Genomic DNA, 15,369 nt, shown 5'->3' with positions numbered 1-15,369 from the left:
GAATTATTCGTCTGGGAGGTTTTCGGTATTGACGGGTTTTTCCTCTTTGGGATTTAAGATGGAAGCAATGATTGAGAGTGCAAGTGAGCCGGCAATAAATGCTAATGCATATGGAGTGGGGATGTGGTAAAGGTCTGAAAGCAGCATTTTGATCCCGACAAAAACAAGAATGAGGGAAAGTCCATAATGTAGGTAGTGGAAAAGGCGCATGATGCCCGAAACGGCAAAGTAGAGGGCTCGGAGTCCTAATATTGCAAAGGCATTTGAGCTATAGATAATAAATTCATCGCGTGTAATAGCTAATATGGCAGGAATGGAGTCGAGGGCAAAAACGAGATCGGTTGTTTCGATCACAACCAAAACAATGAATAGGGGGGTGGCAATAAGCCGACCCATTTTTCGAATAAAAAACTTAGAACCGTGATAGCTTTTGGTGGTAGGGAAAAAACGTCGAACCAATATTAATATGGGATTTCGTTCAGGATGGACTTCCTTGTCTTTTTCCATGGCTAGTTTAATGCCGGTAAAGACGAGGAAGCCGCCAAAAACATAAATGATCCAGTGAAAACGTTCTATGAGTGCCACACCGGTAAAGATAAAGATCAGGCGCATCACAAGGGCTCCGAAAATGCCCCAGAAAAGCACCTTGTGCTGGAATTCATCCGGAACTTTGAAATAAGTGAAGACCAGGAGGAAGACGAAAATATTGTCAACGCTGAGTGATTTTTCGATCAGGTAGCCTGTATAGTAATCAAGGGCAGTCTGGGATCCCATATAGTAATAAACCCCAATACCAAAAATGAGTGCCATGGCAATCCAAACGCCCGTCCAGTAGAGGGCTTCCTTGATGCTAACGGGCTCATCCTCTTTGTGAAGTACTACAAGATCGATAATGAGCATCGCGATAATGAACACATTAAATATCGACCACAGCAGAATGGAATGATCCAAAATGGATTTCTATTTTGAGATTTTAAAAATAAGCCTCAAAAGTAGATAATATTTCACAAAATTAATAGCTGAGCAGTGGACAAACTATTCGACTAATAATCCCTCTTCCTCTTTCTTGAGTACATCGGGGATGGATGTCATTACTTCTTCTTTGAAAGCCTCAATAATATTCTTTTTCAGATATTCGCGTCCATATACTATGCGCACTTTTCGGCGTGGAACCGGATCATCAAATTCTCGCAAATGGGCTTTTGCGCATTGTTCATTAATCTGACTTTTGGCAAGGTAAGGAAGAAGCGTCATCCCAAAATTTTGTTCGACCAATTGTTTCAGTGTTTCCAGATTTCCGCTTTCAAACTCAATTTTGGGATTATCAAGCTTATTTTTTCTGAATTTTTTGCACAGCTTAACAGTTTGATCGCGAAAGCAATGTCCCTCGTTAAGCAGCCAGAGATTGGTTACTTCCAGATCGTCTACCGAAAGACGGTCTTTATTTGCGAGTGGATGATCTTCAGATACATACCCTAAAAAGGGTTCGTAATACAGATCTTCCTCAAAAATATTTCCGCGATCGGCCGGTGTGGCTATAATACCGATATCAAGATGATCCTGGTTAAGAAGATCGAGAAGTTCATCGGTTACCACTTCTTCAAAAATAAGTCGAACGTCGGGGTGTTTTTTTCGGAAGTTGCGCAAAAAGAGCGGCAGCAAATAGGGAGCAACTGTGGGTATAATGCCTATTCGAAAAGTACCCCGCAGCTCATTATCCGTAAGAGCGGCCAAATCTTCAATGTGTTTCGATTGCTTGATGATCTTTTTTGCCTCAGCAATAATTTTTTCGCCAATATCGGTGGGGATAACGGGCGATTTAGATCGATCAAAAATGGTGATCCCGAGTTCGTCTTCGAGTTTGTGAATCTGCATGCTGAGGGTCGGCTGGGTGACGTATGATTTTTCTGCAGCAGTGGCAAAATGCCGATAACGATCGACAGCAATAATATATTTTAGTTGCGTAAGAGTCATAATAAATCTATTTCAAAGCAAAAATTGTAACAATCTGTTTGGCGGAATTATACAAACTTTAGAACTTTAATTCGTGAAAGTTCGAGATTTCCTTTCAGATTAGTACATTAGCCGTGAATCACTAAACAATTGAGAGTTCAAGATTAATAAAAAGCATAGATATAACAATTATGCAACAGGCGCATGTATTTATCGAAGGACGTGTACAAGGAGTTGGATTTCGTCATTTTGCAAAAGTTAATGCCGAAGAAGTAGGGGTTTTCGGCTGGGTTAAAAATCTGCCCGACGGTCGAGTAGAAGCTGTTTTTGCAGGACCGATGGATCATATCAGGGAAATGGTAAACCGCTGTGAGCAGGGACCGGGTTCCAGCCGGGTAGATAATATTGATGTTACGGTTGAAGAAGCTGATGACGAGTACGAAGAATTTGAGGTTCGGTATCATTAACCTTTGTTATGCGTTTATTTATTGCTATTCCACTGCCAAAAGGAGTAAAACAAAAGTTGGTGGGTTTACAACAACCCATTGATGGACTGCGGTGGCAGTCTCAAGAACAGATGCACCTGACCCTAAAATTTGTGGGAGAAGTAAATAAAGCAACTGCTGCTGAATTGCGGGAAGAATTGGATAAGATAGATCATCCGGAATTTTCCATGACGATAGCGGGAATTGGATGTTTTCCAGAAGGTAAGCCTCCCAAAGTGGTGTGGGCAGGAATCAAAGAAAATATGATCCTCGAAGAGCTACATCAAAAAGTGGAAGATCGCTGCGAGAAAATGGGAATTGCTCCCGAAAACCGGCCGTATAAACCGCATGTTACAATAGGTCGGACAAAAAGTACGCCCAAACGAGCGGTCACCTCATTTATAAATCAGCACAAAACGTTTGCTCTTCCAGATATTCCGGTCGATGAATTTGTACTTTTTGAGAGCAAGCTGTACCCCGATGGGGCCCGTCACCAACGATTACAAACCTATTTGCTGAAGTCGGACGAATAGTTTTTGTTATCTTTGGATCAATTAATTTCCATTCACCTAACCAATTGTGCGAATTGTGCAGTCATTTTTGTGGATCCTGTTGAGTGCTGTTGTTGGATATCTTTTACTGGTTGTATTGATGTACTTACTGCAGTCGCAGATGGTGTATTATCCCCAAGAATCGATCTCCTATACCCCCAATGATGTTGGTTTATCGTATGAGGACGTTACTTTTGCTACAGAGGATGGGTTGGATCTCCACGGCTGGTATGTTCCCGGCGATGACAGCAATGTGACTGTTCTTTATTTCCACGGCAATGCAGGTAATATTTCTGGGCGTCTACAAACAATACAACTCCTGCACAATTTGGGGCTCAACGTTTTTATTTTTGATTATAGGGGATACGGAAGAAGCCAGGGAAGTACCAGCGAGCAGGGAACGTATAAAGATGCGCGGGCGGCCTGGAATTATTTAGTGTCAGAAAGAGGTATAGAAAACGATCAAATTGTAATTATGGGGCGGTCGTTGGGTGGTGCAGTTGCTTCGTGGCTTGCAGTACGAAAACAGCCGGCAGCTACAATTCTCGAATCTACGTTTACTTCGGCAGCAGATTTAGGATCCGATCTGTATCCCTGGTTACCGGTGCGCTCTATCATAAGCTATGACTATAACACATTGCAGAATATTACACAGATCCGTTCTCCTCTTTTTATGGCGCACAGCCGGGATGATGAGATTATTCCGTATCATCACGGCAAAACACTTTATGAAGCGGCCAATGATCCCAAAACGTTTGTGGAGCTGCAAGGTTCCCACGGTTCCGGATTTTGGGAAACGGGCGAAAAGTATCGCAGAGCACTGCAGGAATTTTTAAATGATAATTTAACGAATTAGTGAGATGGATATAATTAGCAAAGAGATTACGATTGGAGCTGATGGATTTTCGGATATTAAAAATATTACGGAGTATGTGACGGAATTTGCTGAGGAAAGTGGGTTTTCGGAGGGGATTATCCATATTTTTCCGATTGGCTCCACGGCTTCGATATCGACAATAGAATTTGAGCCTGCGTTGGTGCAAGATATGAAGGATAAGCTGGAAGAATTTGCTCCACACAAACAAACTACGCGTCATGGTGAAACCTGGGGTGATGACAATGGTTTTTCGCATATGCGTGCTACGATGATGGGACCGGGAATAACGGTACCGCTGCACGATGGCAAACCGGTGCTGGGGACTTGGCAGCAGGTTGTGATTTTAAATCATGATAATAAATCGAGAGATCGCAGAATTTTCTTGCAAGTGATGGGAAAATAGTCTGACAAAATGTGTTAATCTGTTGTACTGTTTAGATGGTAATTTTGCACAACAGATTTCAGGAGGTCGGGTTTATTAGTAAAAATTCCGGTAACCCCCCCCGCAATGAGCTTTTGCATTCGCTTTTTGCTATCCACGGTATAGATAAAAGTTGGGATGTCATATTTGTTGAGATCAGCCATCCATTTTCTTTTTAGTTGTTGATAGCTACAGTTAAAAGCATCCACATTATATTTTTCAACGAGCTGGTGTGGCAGCAATCGGTTTGATTGATTTCTATTGTAAAGCAATGCTACGGGTATATCGGGCTCTAATTTTTTGAGATGTTGAACGGCCCGATAGTCAAAGCTGGAAAACAGCACATGATTTTCCATGTCATATTTTTTGACAAGCCGAAGTGCTTTTTGTTCTATACCGTTTTGAATGTCATCAGACACAGCTTCGGTTTTAATCTCGATATTGAGCGCAATTTCCCCTGATGCAAATTCCAGTACTTCTTCCAGTGTGGGAATTTTTTGATCAGAAAATTTGGAATCGAACCAAGAACCGGCATCCAGCTTTTTGAGTTCTTTAAGCGTGTAATTTTTGACGTAGCTACTGCCGTTGGTATGTTTGTTAAGTTTAGCATCGTGAAATACAATTGGTACTCCATCCTGGCTCATCATGACATCCAGTTCAATCATCTCCGCTCCCAATTCTACCGCTTTTTCAAAAGCAATCATGGTATTTTCGGGATAATAAGCGCTGGCTCCGCGGTGGGCTATAATGATAAAATTATCCCCATCATCGTTGTAAAGCGTGGGTAAATTATGTTTTTGCGTCATAGATGGCTGAGCCGGGCAGTTAACAGTTGCAATAGAGCTAAAAGCCAAGATAAGATAGAGAAACTTAATTCTCATGCTGTATTTTCCATTGCAGGTATTCCAGCAGCTCATCGATTTGATTCTTTTGATAGAATATTAGCCCCACATTAATCGCAAAGACAGCAAAGATGATGAAGAAAAAAGTTTTGCCGAGCTGGGTTATATCAAAATAAAAGGAGTAGCCAAAAAACAGAATAGCCGCTATATTTACGGCAAGTTGAATCCACTTATTCCGTTTTTTCTTTTGAAGAGCATCCAATTGTTCGCTTTCGGAGAGCGACAATTCGTCTTTTTTGAGGTGTACGGTAAGGTAAGATTGGAGTCGGTTCTGTGTGTCGGAATCGTTAAAGTCCGTCATATTAGTTTTTGTGTTTCATGATCCGCTGCATGGCGTTGCGTAGCAAGGAATTATGATTTTTTCTTTTGGCAACGGTAATATACAGAAGATAAAGACCAATCATAGTTGTTACACTGGCAATCATTATTAGCGTGGTAGAAAGCCATTGTGGCTGGATAAGCTCTAACACAGATACCGTAACAACTGTCAATCCCAGAAAGATCTGTGATACTGCAGCAATCATGTAGAATGATGAAAGCGAATGGGTTTGTTCTACATAATGAGAAATGACAGAATTATGTATGGAATCCTTTATATTGGATGAGTCAGAGGACGGAAACGAATCATCTTTTGGGTTCTTATTTTTCATGGGTATACCCTTTTTAATAAGCCGTTAAGTACTTATAAGTTAAACGAAATTATTAATATTTCAATTCCGTGATTTATCATGTCAGAAAGTGATACAAATATTTACATCTATGGTCGCAATTCTGTTGAAGAAGCATTGAGGAATGAAGCTGAACGCATGCAAAAGATTTTTGTGCGCGATTCGCTGCACGATTCTCAACTCGCCGAGATTTTTAAGTTAGCATCCCAACATCGTATACCTATTTCACACGTTCCAGGTTCCAAACTTAATGATCTTGTGGGAAACGTAAACGACCAGGGCATAGTAGCGTTTATGAGCCAGATATCATATCAGGATTTTGGAAGCTGGCTTGATAACATTGATACATCAGAATATCCGGCTGTTCTATTATTAGATGAAATTGAGGATCCCGGGAATTTGGGTGCCATGCTTCGAACAGCGGCGGCGGCAGGAATTTCGGCTGTTTTGGTTCCCAAGCATCGACAGGCGCCGATCAATGCTACCGTTCATAAGACATCAGCCGGTACGGCCGGACGTATCCCTATCGTGCGTGTCGGTAATCTTAATCAGTCCATTATGAAACTTAAAGATGAAGGATTTTGGATTGGTGGACTGGATATGGATGGGGATCAAGAACTGTGGGATCTGGAGGTAGATCGCCCACTGGCATTTGTCGTTGGCAACGAGGGGAGTGGCATCAGCCAAAAAACCTTGGAGCACTGTGATTATACATTTCGCATTCCCATGGAGAATAATGTAGAGTCGTTGAATGCTTCGGTAAGCGCTGCGCTGCTCTGTTATGAGTGGAAGCGGAAAGTGTAGGTCTGAGTATTATTCGTAAAGAAGATATGGTTTCCGTTGCTCCTTGAAGTCTTGAGCTGTTTTCTCCCAGTTTTTGAGATATAAATCATTTTTTAGCTGTTCTTGTAGAAACGAATTATCAATACCGCTGAGTTTCGGCATATAATCATTGAGCGAAGCCTCTGGTGTGGCATCACGTAGTGTTGATAAAAGTTCGGCCCCAAGAGCAACAGGGTTAAATGCATCGGGGTTAGTCACTTGTATGGCAATACCGTGGCACTGTTCGCCCTCAAATTTGGGATTCGAAGCTTTACCGGGAATAGATTTGGGAGTGAAAGAGCGCCGCTCAATATTGACACCTGAAAATTGTCGGCGAAGCTGTGCAATATGAGAAGTGGTCAATTTGGTTTGCGGTGATCCAATTCGAAGAAAAGGATCATCCGTGCCGCGTCCTTCAGACATTGTTGTGCCCTCAAAAAGCACGGTTCCCAAATAAACATAGGCATGATAAAAGCTGGGCAGGTTGGGAGATGGAGGAATCCATTCCAGGCCTGTCTCGGGCCATTCCATTGAGCGGTTCCATCCCTCCATGGGAATTACCCGAACAGTCGCTTGCCCGGCATTTTTAATCCATTGTTCGCCTACCATCATTTTGGCTAATTCGCCGAGCGTCATTCCGTGTACCATGGGAATAGGATATTTGCCCACAAATGATTGATGCTCGTCCTGCATCATCCATCCCGAAATTAAATCACCGGCGGGATTGGGTCGGTCTAAAATCCAGACGGGAATATCTTGGGCTGCTGCCGCTTCGATAATATTACCGAGCGTAGCATTGTAGGTATAGAATCTCGCACCGACATCCTGTATATCGAAAAGCAGAATATCCACTTTTTCGAGCATTTCGGGGGTAGGTGTGCGGGTTTTTCCATAGAGCGAAAAAACGGGCAGACCGGTAGATTGGTCAATGCCATCTTCAATGGTTTCTCCGGCTCCTATATCTCCGCGAAAGCCGTGTTCGGGAGCGAAGAGTGCCGTAACGTTAATGTCGCGAGCAATGAGCGTATCAAGCATATGCGAGCCTTCTACGCGGGCCGTGGGGTTCATAACCAAGCCCACGCGTTTGTCTTCGAGCTCATTAAGGTGGTTGTCAAGCAACACATGAGCACCTACTTTTACTGTTGGTTTGGATTGGTTCAAATTGCAACCCCATAAAATTAAGCACCCACAAACGGAAAGCAGGATTGTAGTAGCTCGCATATCCTCGAAATTTGGTTAGGCTTTATTAGCCACTACTTCAGCTTCGGAAAAGAAATAAGCGGCTTCTTTTTTGCCATTTTCAACGGAGTCAGATCCGTGGATAATGTTTTCACCTATGCTGTCGGCAAAGTCGGCGCGAATGGTTCCTTCTTCAGCCTCACTTGGATCGGTGGCACCAATAAATTCACGGAAATCTTCAATAGCGTTTTCTTTCTCGAGAATCATAGGTACGCAGGGACCGCTGCTCATGAATTCAACAAGCTCATCAAAAAATGGGCGTTCTTTGTGAACGGCATAAAATCCGCCCGCAGTATCTTGGGTCAGACGAGTCATTTTCATCGCAACAATGCGAAATCCGGCCTCTTGAATGCGGCGGGTAACTTCGCCAATTAGATTTTTTCGTACGCAATCTGGTTTTAGAATTGTTAGAGTTCGTTCTACTGCCATAAAGTAATTTGAAAATTTGTAACAGATTAGGGTTTCTATGCTCTTTTAAATAAAGGACATAAATATAACGCTTACTGCACTAATTCACGAAGCCAATTGTGCAGAACTTTTTGGCTTATAAAAAGGTGGAGATCAATGGTTGATAAGACGGTACAATTATCTTGGAGCAGGCAGATCAATGCTCTACCACAGGAGATTTGGCCATTTATTACTGATACCAATCGCTTGTTTAAGGATTTGAAGCAGCCGAGTATTCAGAAAGCCCATATTACACAGTCAGTAGATCAGGATTTAATTCAGCTCTCCTACAATGGAATCAACCGTTACGAAGTTTGGGAAGAAGAACCTTATGAATGGGAGTATCCATTTCGCTTTGGCGTAGTTCGGCATTACCAGTCGGGGGCGTACAAGGATTTGAAAATCCAGATTGACTTAAAGGAAAATGAAAAGGGAAGTCGATTAATTGTTAAGCTTTGGGCTATTCCCCGTAACAAACTCCTTTCGTTTTGGACAACACTAAAACTTAAAACGTTGGTGAGGCGACGCTTAAAAAATGTGATTGATACCTATGATCAGTTAGCGACAAGTGACCGTCACCACTATGAGATTGCCAAGAAAAAAGGATTAGTGCGAGGTGGTGAGAAGCGACTTCAACAGATTAAGGAAGAGCTGTATAACAGCCAGGTTGATGCCGCTGTGCTGGAACGGCTGATTAACTTTATTCGTCGTGCCGATGATTTAGAGCTGCAGCAGATTTCTCCACTCAAACTTGCGGAGCAGTGGGAGTTATCCGAGGAGAAGGTTTTTGAGGTTTTTATCCATGCAGCCAAAGCCAATTTGTTAAACTTTAACTGGGATTTGTATTGTCCTTCCTGTAGAAGTATTCAAGAGTCGGTAAAAACGTTGAATCAGATTCATGAGCCGATTTATTGTGACAAGTGTGAGAAGGAATTTAAGGTCAACTTTAATAAAACGGTTCAGCTTAGTTTTATACCGCATCCGTTGGTCCGTAAAATAAATAAGGATCAATATTGTATCCGGGGGCCACAACAGAAGTCGCACGTGCTATTGCAGCAGTATCTGAAACCCAGTCAAAAGCGCTATTTGATGGCGGATTTGCCATCAGGAGAATATATTCTGCGCTCGACTCAGTCAAAGGGTGCAGCAATGGTGCATGTTGATAAAGATGGGGATGATACGGTTCATGTAAATATTAGCCCAACTGGTTTTGCCGGTGAAGAGGTGTATATTGCAAATAGTCCCAATTTGAGTATTGAAAATACGACTGATAAAAATCAGCTGATTACCCTCGAACGCAAGAGCTGGTCTTTGCATGGAGTAAGCGCTGCCCGGGCAACTTCCTCGCAGCTATTTCGCAATCTGTTTGGAGATGAAGTATTACGCAAGGGCGAAAAGATTTCAGTCAATAACCTGACATTGATGTTTACTGATTTGTTTGATTCAACGGGCATGTATAACGATGAAGGGGATGACAAAGCAGTTGGGCAGGTTATTGATCACTTTGAGATCCTACATCAAGCAGTTGCTAAAGAAAACGGTGCTATTGTTAAAACCATCGGTGATTCGGTGATGGCGGTATTTTGTGAGCCTGTTCAGGCGCTGCAAGCTTATATGAGGGCACAGAAAATGATTTCGGATGACGACCGCTTTACCGATGATTTTCAGCTTAAGGCCGGTATCCATCACGGGAGTTGTGTTGCTGTAAATCTCAATACCCGAATTGATTATTTTGGTTCTACGGTCAATATCGCTTCCCGGTTTGTGGACTACGCTTCAGAAAAGGAACTTATCATTTCTCAGAAGGTGTTTGATAATCATAGCTTACAACAAAAGCTTGAGGAAGCCGACAATAGAGGAAGAGTTGAGGACATGAATATTCGTCTTAAGGGATTTGAAAAAGAATCATTTTCCATCAAGCGAATTCAAATAAGTGATTCTCCTCTTCGATTGGCTATGTAGGATTATTTATTATCTATAATTATAGCTTGAGAGCCACCTCTACTTACCGTAGCTTATCTGCTGACCACACTATCTTTTAAAATGATATATCTGATATGAACGCAAAAGAAGATTCTCGGCAGCCTGTTGCACCCGGAGCAAAAAAGATGAAAAGAAGGAAGAATATTGCTCTTATTGCCCATGACCACCGCAAAAAAGATTTAATTGATTGGTGCGATTTTAACAGAGGATCGCTTTCAAAGCACAATTTGTTTGGTACGGGAACGACAGGCAAGATGATTGCCGACAAGGTAGGGTTGGATGTAAATCGCTTTAACAGTGGACCGCTGGGAGGGGACCTGCAAATTGGAGCCGCCATTGCAGAAAATAAGATTGAGATGATGATTTTTTTCTGGGATCCGCTGCAGGCCCAGCCTCATGATGTGGATGTAAAAGCACTGCTGCGGATTGGTGTGCTTTATAATATTCCAATGGCATGTAATCGATCATCGGCCGACTTTCTGATTTCAACGGAACTTATTGATGAAGAGTACGATCGTTTTATTGTGGATTACAGCGATCGTTTTTCTAAAGATGTGGATAAAAAGTAAATGACTGATTCTCCTGATCACAATCAAAACCGCCTGGCAAATGAATCCAGTCCGTATTTGCTACAGCATGCCGATAACCCGGTAGACTGGTATCCATGGGGAGAAGAAGCATTTGAAAAAGCAAAGAAAGAAGACAAGCCGGTGCTGGTATCTATCGGCTATGCGACCTGCCACTGGTGCCATGTGATGGCGCACGAGTCGTTTGAGGATGAGCAGGTTGCTGAATTGATGAATCGAGCTTTTGTAAATATTAAAGTGGATCGCGAAGAACGTCCGGATATCGATAATACTTATATGCTGGTTTGTCAGATGCTTACCGGCAGTGGCGGATGGCCGCTCAACGTTTTTTTGACGCCTGATAAGAAGCCTTTTTATGCGGCGACGTACATTCCCAAAGTCGGGCGGCAGGGACGACCTGGAATGCGCGAGTTGATTCCATGGCTTTCCAAGCTTTGGCAGAATGACCGGAAAAAAATTATCAACTCTACAGATGAAATTGTCAATGCTTTTCAGAAGTCGAATGTATTTACGCGGGCAGATCGGTTGGACAGTGATATTTTAGATGAAGCCTATCATCAGTATGAGAAGCAGTTTGATGAGCAATTTGGCGGTTTTGGTTCATCACCCAAGTTTCCGAGCTCGCATAATTTAATGTTTTTGCTTCGCTATGCTGATCGCCACAAGGATTTAAAAGCGCTGGATATGGTAGAGAAGACGCTCACCCGGATGCGAATGGGCGGTGTTTTTGATCAGGTCGGCGGAGGTTTTCACCGCTATTCAACGGATCAGCAATGGCTGGTGCCTCACTTTGAAAAGATGCTTTACGATCAGGCGATGCTGTTGATGGCTTATACCGAAGGGTGGCAATGCACCAATAACGACTTATTCAAGCAGACGGCGGATGAAATTTGCAGTTACCTGATGCGTAAGATGCAGGATGAAAAGGGTGGATTTTATTCTGCTGAGGATGCTGACAGTGAGGGAGAAGAGGGCAAGTTTTATGTTTGGAGCACCGAGGAAATTCGAGAGATATTACCATTGGCTGAGGCGGAGCTTTTTATCGAAGCCTATAACCTGACTGATGAAGGCAATTATCATGATGAGGCTACGGGTCGGAAAACGGGCAAGAATATTCCGCATCTTCAAAAACCATTTGAAGAACTTGCCCAAGAGCGGGATATGGAATCTGAAAAACTCCGTTCTGCATTGACATCAATTCGAGCAAAATTATTGAAGGAACGAAAAAAACGGGTTCATCCGCTCCTTGATGATAAAATTCTTACTGATTGGAATGGATTAATCATTGCTGCGTTGGCCAAGGCGGGATCGGCTTTTGAAAATGAAAATTATCTTACACAAGCCGAACGATCTTGGAAGTTTATTCATAATAAGATGGTAACTGATGCAGGAACTCTGAAGCATCGTTATCGCGATGGGGATGTGGCTATTGATGGTCATGCCGACGATTATGCCTTTGTCATATGGGGACTTTTGGAACTGTATGAGGCTACATTTAAAACGGAATATTTGCAGCAGGCCATTTCGTTGAATGAGCAATTTGTGGATCAGTTTTGGGATAATGAAAACGGTGGTTTTTACTTTACGGATGAATCCGCTGAGGAGCTGCTGGGTCGTAAGAAAGAAATTTATGACGGGGCAATGCCTTCAGGGAATTCTATTGCCATGATGAACCTGCTTCGATTAGGACGAATGACCGCAAATACTGAGTGGGAACAGATGGCGGATGAATCGCTAAAGCTGTTTGCCAACAGTATTGAAAAAGCGCCGACGAGCTTTGGTGCGGCCCTGCAAAGTGTTGATTTTGTGGAGGGAGATACCCGGGAAATTGTTATCACCGGTTCCCAAAATGATTCTACGATAAATCAATTTATACGTCCGCTGCACGATCGCTTTTTACCCCGATCGGTCATTATTCTCCACGATCCGAGGGATAACAAGATTGGCGATTTGGTACCGTACCTTTCGGATTTTGGAATGAAAGATGACAAGCCTACCGCCTATGTGTGTCAGAATTATGCATGTGAGTTGCCGACCAATGATCCCGATAAAATGCTGGAGCTGATTGAATAGTAATTAGCATGAAGCGTGGGCGCTTGATCCCACTGTGGGATGGTAGCCCTTGGAGATAATAGTGGAAAACATAGATTTCTCCCTACGGTCGATATGACAGAAAAATTAGATTTGTCATTTGGAATGGAGCATAGTGAAATGAAAAATCTTCGTCTTAGTTTCAGTAAAATTGGTTGATGAAGAGAGCTATTACTCGAGAGTGCAACTCTCTTGGAACTGATAGGCAGGTTACTTCACTCTTTTTGCAGGGTAATAACTGAAATGTTAGGTGGGGCTTCGTATCGAATGGGAGCCAGCGTAAATCCCAGCCCGTTATTTACATTGATGGGCAAGCCATTTTCTCGGTAAAGTCCCTGAATGTATTTGGTTTCCTGCTGAGATGCGGAAAAATTCATCCCCATAAATGGTACGTGAATCTGTCCGCCGTGCGTGTGCCCGGATAGCATAAGGTGGTAGTTCTGCTGTTGGGCTTTTGCGATTAATTGGTCATTGACCTGATGGGAGACAAATATTTTTAGTGCACTGTTGCTTGTGTTTTTGGTCAGAGAGTCTACTGTTACGGGATCGGATTGCTTGCTGTACACCTCGGTAACGCCGGTAATGGTAATTTTGCTGGCACTGTCAATTTGGATGGTGTGATTTTCATCTTGTAGCAAGGGAATATCCTGTTCGTTGAGTGCAGGTTTTATATTGTCGAGTCCCGCCCAATAATCATGGTCGCCAACGATAGCAATGGTTCCGTATTTTGATTCCGCTTTGCCCAATTCTTGTGCTGACATCTCAATAAAGTCGGTGCCGTAGGAAATGAGGTCTCCGGTAAAAATAATGAGGTCAGGATTCTGAGCATTTATTTGTTGGATGTAATTCCGGATTTCATCGCGGCCGGTGTATTCATCACCCTGGATATCGGTGATATGAATAATTGTAAACCCTTCGAGTGATGCCGGCAGGTTTTTTACGGGAATTGTATGATGCTCTGCTTCCACCTGGGTTGTGTGGAGGTAGGTTTTTGTTACGGTAAACAGAAATATAGCTGTAAATAGTGCAACGATTATGTGAGGATGCCACCGGTTAATGATGTTTTTATCTCCATAAAAATAGTTCGTAGCGACTTTGATGAGGTCGAGGGGTATGGTCCAGGTTGCCAATTGAAATACGAATATGAGTCCAAACCAGAACCAGTAGACCAAGGGTTGAGGATAGCTGAGCAGATTAATGGTTCCGGTGGTGTAAAAGTCGATTAGGGCAACGAGGGGGTAGAAGTAGAATGTGAGAAGGGTAATGGGGATGATGACCCGTTTTTGAAATACAGATTTGAGGTTTGCGTAATAGCTGAATGATAGGTAAAGTTGAACGGGCAGCATGAGCAGTGCTACCACGAGTGTCATTCTAAGGAGCCAGGGCACGTTTTAATAATTTTTTTGGTTCAATTTTTTGATTTCTATGGTGCAATAATGACTTACGTAATATTCATCAAATATACATTTTGCGATGGCTAAACAACAAGGAAATACGAAAACGTTCAAAGAACTTTGTGCTGATTATGTGTTGAATATCCTTGATCAGGATGAGCGCATGCGGTTCGAGGAAATGCTGGATGAGGCGACGGAAGAGGAGCGGGAACTGTATCAGCAGATGCGCACGAAGGGGAATAAACTCTTATTTTCTGACAGGGATGATCCTTCGCCGGAGGAGCTGAGAGAGGAGCTGCTTGCGGAGGTGGAGGATTCGGATGAGCAGGTGCCGGATCGTTCATCGGAACATGCAGAGGTAGAGTCGGATGAAGAGGTTATAGAAGGAGCTGATGATTCTGAAGAAACCAGAGTGTCTCTTACATTGGTACTATCAATTGTTCTGGGGTTTATTTGTTTGAGCCTGGTGTTTTATGCCTTTTCCTTACGATCGGAGATTAGTGCCCAAAGTGATGTTATTGCTGAACAGGAAAAGCAGATAATAGATCTTGAAAATGAGATGCAGGAACTGCAGGAGATGCTTGCAGTGATTAATTCTCGTCAGTTGCATGTGGTGAGGTTATTGGGGATGGAGGCGAATCCCTTTGGATACGGTAATGTTATTTGGGATTCGCAGAATAACAGGGCTGTTGTGTGGCTTGCCGAGTTACCGGATCCGGGAGGAGAGGGACAATATCAGTTTTGGGCTATTTTTGATAATAAGGCTGTAGATATTAAATCATTTTCGGTAGATGACAATGGAAACGCATTATTTATGACTGATGATTTGGATATGCTGGATAATGGAGATGATTTTTCTTTTGCCGTGACGCTGGAGTCCGATGGCGGGTCGTCTCAACCGGATGGCGAAATGCACCTGATGGGAAGCTTTAAGGGTCAGTAATCGGTA

General features: G+C 42.9%; 17 protein-coding genes. 9 read left to right on the top strand and 8 right to left on the bottom strand.

The window, feature by feature from the left end; genetic code table 11:
- Nucleotides 1–3: 3 nt before the first annotated feature.
- Nucleotides 4–951, bottom strand: coding sequence for a TerC family protein (locus ACQ4LT_RS13190; RefSeq protein WP_445666527.1), 948 nt, complete (start codon nt 949–951; stop codon nt 4–6).
- 84 nt (nt 952–1,035) lie between these two features.
- Nucleotides 1,036–1,974: a hydrogen peroxide-inducible genes activator gene (locus tag ACQ4LT_RS13185; protein WP_445666526.1), complete on the bottom strand. Its 939-nt coding sequence runs from the start codon at nt 1,972–1,974 to the stop codon at nt 1,036–1,038.
- A gap of 170 nt (nt 1,975–2,144) precedes the next feature.
- On the opposite strand from ACQ4LT_RS13185, the gene ACQ4LT_RS13180 reads away from it, so the two are divergent.
- Genes ACQ4LT_RS13180 through ACQ4LT_RS13165 form a run of 4 tightly spaced genes read left to right on the top strand, consistent with a single transcriptional unit; the run spans nt 2,145 to nt 4,269 of the window.
- Nucleotides 2,145–2,420 (top strand): acylphosphatase, encoded by a 276-nt coding sequence (locus ACQ4LT_RS13180; RefSeq protein ID WP_445666525.1) that lies wholly within the window; start codon nt 2,145–2,147, stop codon nt 2,418–2,420.
- 8 nt (nt 2,421–2,428) lie between these two features.
- Nucleotides 2,429–2,971 carry an RNA 2',3'-cyclic phosphodiesterase gene (gene thpR, locus ACQ4LT_RS13175; RefSeq protein WP_445666524.1) on the top strand — a complete coding sequence of 181 codons (543 nt, stop codon included), beginning with the start codon at nt 2,429–2,431 and terminating at the stop codon, nt 2,969–2,971.
- A 55-nt stretch (nt 2,972–3,026) separates the two neighbouring features.
- Nucleotides 3,027–3,845, top strand: a complete 819-nt coding sequence (locus ACQ4LT_RS13170; protein ID WP_445666546.1) for an alpha/beta hydrolase — start codon at nt 3,027–3,029, stop codon at nt 3,843–3,845.
- A gap of 4 nt (nt 3,846–3,849) precedes the next feature.
- Nucleotides 3,850–4,269 carry a secondary thiamine-phosphate synthase enzyme YjbQ gene (locus tag ACQ4LT_RS13165; RefSeq protein ID WP_445666523.1) on the top strand — a complete coding sequence of 140 codons (420 nt, stop codon included), beginning with the start codon at nt 3,850–3,852 and terminating at the stop codon, nt 4,267–4,269.
- Nucleotides 4,270–4,283: 14 nt separating this feature from the next.
- Here the strand turns inward: ACQ4LT_RS13165 and ACQ4LT_RS13160 are convergent, their stop codons facing one another.
- The 3 genes from ACQ4LT_RS13160 to ACQ4LT_RS13150 are packed head-to-tail and all read right to left on the bottom strand — an operon-like array spanning nt 4,284 to nt 5,839.
- Nucleotides 4,284–5,168, bottom strand: a complete 885-nt coding sequence (locus ACQ4LT_RS13160; protein WP_445666522.1) for a glycerophosphodiester phosphodiesterase — start codon at nt 5,166–5,168, stop codon at nt 4,284–4,286.
- A complete protein-coding gene (locus ACQ4LT_RS13155) occupies nt 5,158–5,490 on the bottom strand; it encodes a hypothetical protein (protein ID WP_445666521.1) in 333 nt (110 codons plus the stop codon). Before ACQ4LT_RS13155 ends, ACQ4LT_RS13160 begins: the two co-directional genes overlap by 11 nt.
- 1 nt (nt 5,491) lies before the next feature.
- Nucleotides 5,492–5,839 carry a hypothetical protein gene (locus tag ACQ4LT_RS13150; RefSeq protein ID WP_445666520.1) on the bottom strand — a complete coding sequence of 116 codons (348 nt, stop codon included), beginning with the start codon at nt 5,837–5,839 and terminating at the stop codon, nt 5,492–5,494.
- Nucleotides 5,840–5,917: 78 nt separating this feature from the next.
- On the opposite strand from ACQ4LT_RS13150, the gene rlmB reads away from it, so the two are divergent.
- On the top strand, nt 5,918–6,661 hold the full coding sequence (rlmB, locus tag ACQ4LT_RS13145; RefSeq protein ID WP_445666519.1) for a 23S rRNA (guanosine(2251)-2'-O)-methyltransferase RlmB: 744 nt from the start codon (nt 5,918–5,920) through the stop codon (nt 6,659–6,661).
- Between the two features lie 9 nt (nt 6,662–6,670).
- Here the strand turns inward: rlmB and ACQ4LT_RS13140 are convergent, their stop codons facing one another.
- Together ACQ4LT_RS13140 and ndk are read right to left on the bottom strand one after the other, a co-directional pair.
- On the bottom strand, nt 6,671–7,840 hold the full coding sequence (locus ACQ4LT_RS13140) for an exo-beta-N-acetylmuramidase NamZ family protein (RefSeq protein ID WP_445666518.1): 1,170 nt from the start codon (nt 7,838–7,840) through the stop codon (nt 6,671–6,673).
- A gap of 75 nt (nt 7,841–7,915) precedes the next feature.
- Nucleotides 7,916–8,347, bottom strand: coding sequence for a nucleoside-diphosphate kinase (gene ndk / locus ACQ4LT_RS13135; protein WP_445666517.1), 432 nt, complete (start codon nt 8,345–8,347; stop codon nt 7,916–7,918).
- A 135-nt stretch (nt 8,348–8,482) separates the two neighbouring features.
- On the opposite strand from ndk, the gene ACQ4LT_RS13130 reads away from it, so the two are divergent.
- From ACQ4LT_RS13130 to ACQ4LT_RS13120, 3 genes are all read left to right on the top strand, one after another.
- Nucleotides 8,483–10,327 (top strand): DUF5939 domain-containing protein, encoded by a 1,845-nt coding sequence (locus ACQ4LT_RS13130; protein ID WP_445666516.1) that lies wholly within the window; start codon nt 8,483–8,485, stop codon nt 10,325–10,327.
- A 146-nt stretch (nt 10,328–10,473) separates the two neighbouring features.
- Nucleotides 10,474–10,917 carry a methylglyoxal synthase gene (locus ACQ4LT_RS13125; protein WP_445666545.1) on the top strand — a complete coding sequence of 148 codons (444 nt, stop codon included), beginning with the start codon at nt 10,474–10,476 and terminating at the stop codon, nt 10,915–10,917.
- Nucleotides 10,918–13,008 (top strand): thioredoxin domain-containing protein, encoded by a 2,091-nt coding sequence (locus tag ACQ4LT_RS13120; protein WP_445666515.1) that lies wholly within the window; start codon nt 10,918–10,920, stop codon nt 13,006–13,008.
- A gap of 233 nt (nt 13,009–13,241) precedes the next feature.
- On the opposite strand, the gene ACQ4LT_RS13115 is transcribed toward ACQ4LT_RS13120, so the two are convergent.
- Nucleotides 13,242–14,414 carry a metallophosphoesterase gene (locus ACQ4LT_RS13115; RefSeq protein ID WP_445666514.1) on the bottom strand — a complete coding sequence of 391 codons (1,173 nt, stop codon included), beginning with the start codon at nt 14,412–14,414 and terminating at the stop codon, nt 13,242–13,244.
- A gap of 85 nt (nt 14,415–14,499) precedes the next feature.
- Here ACQ4LT_RS13115 and ACQ4LT_RS13110 point away from each other — a divergent pair, with 85 nt between their 5' ends.
- Entirely contained in the window at nt 14,500–15,363 is an 864-nt protein-coding gene (locus ACQ4LT_RS13110) for an anti-sigma factor (protein ID WP_445666513.1), read from the top strand.
- Nucleotides 15,364–15,369 lie beyond the last annotated feature (6 nt).

The organism is Fodinibius sp. AD559, assembly GCF_052712805.1.
Note: the sequence above shows the minus strand (reverse complement) of the source record. Positions and strands in the feature narration are given on the sequence as shown.

Bases quoted from the DNA above. Each gene is read 5' to 3' on its own strand.
- ACQ4LT_RS13120 (WP_445666515.1), top strand. From the start codon at position 10,918: ATGACTGATTCTCCTGATCACAATCAAAACCGCCTGGCAAATGAATCC.
- thpR (WP_445666524.1), top strand. From the start codon at position 2,429: ATGCGTTTATTTATTGCTATTCCACTGCCAAAAGGAGTAAAACAAAAG.
- ACQ4LT_RS13160 (WP_445666522.1), bottom strand. From the start codon at position 5,168: ATGAGAATTAAGTTTCTCTATCTTATCTTGGCTTTTAGCTCTATTGCA.
- ACQ4LT_RS13150 (WP_445666520.1), bottom strand. From the start codon at position 5,839: ATGAAAAATAAGAACCCAAAAGATGATTCGTTTCCGTCCTCTGACTCA.
- ACQ4LT_RS13130 (WP_445666516.1), top strand. From the start codon at position 8,483: ATGGTTGATAAGACGGTACAATTATCTTGGAGCAGGCAGATCAATGCT.
- ACQ4LT_RS13180 (WP_445666525.1), top strand. From the start codon at position 2,145: ATGCAACAGGCGCATGTATTTATCGAAGGACGTGTACAAGGAGTTGGA.
- rlmB (WP_445666519.1), top strand. From the start codon at position 5,918: ATGTCAGAAAGTGATACAAATATTTACATCTATGGTCGCAATTCTGTT.
- ACQ4LT_RS13165 (WP_445666523.1), top strand. From the start codon at position 3,850: ATGGATATAATTAGCAAAGAGATTACGATTGGAGCTGATGGATTTTCG.
- ACQ4LT_RS13155 (WP_445666521.1), bottom strand. From the start codon at position 5,490: ATGACGGACTTTAACGATTCCGACACACAGAACCGACTCCAATCTTAC.
- ACQ4LT_RS13185 (WP_445666526.1), bottom strand. From the start codon at position 1,974: ATGACTCTTACGCAACTAAAATATATTATTGCTGTCGATCGTTATCGG.
- ndk (WP_445666517.1), bottom strand. From the start codon at position 8,347: ATGGCAGTAGAACGAACTCTAACAATTCTAAAACCAGATTGCGTACGA.
- ACQ4LT_RS13110 (WP_445666513.1), top strand. From the start codon at position 14,500: ATGGCTAAACAACAAGGAAATACGAAAACGTTCAAAGAACTTTGTGCT.
- ACQ4LT_RS13125 (WP_445666545.1), top strand. From the start codon at position 10,474: ATGAAAAGAAGGAAGAATATTGCTCTTATTGCCCATGACCACCGCAAA.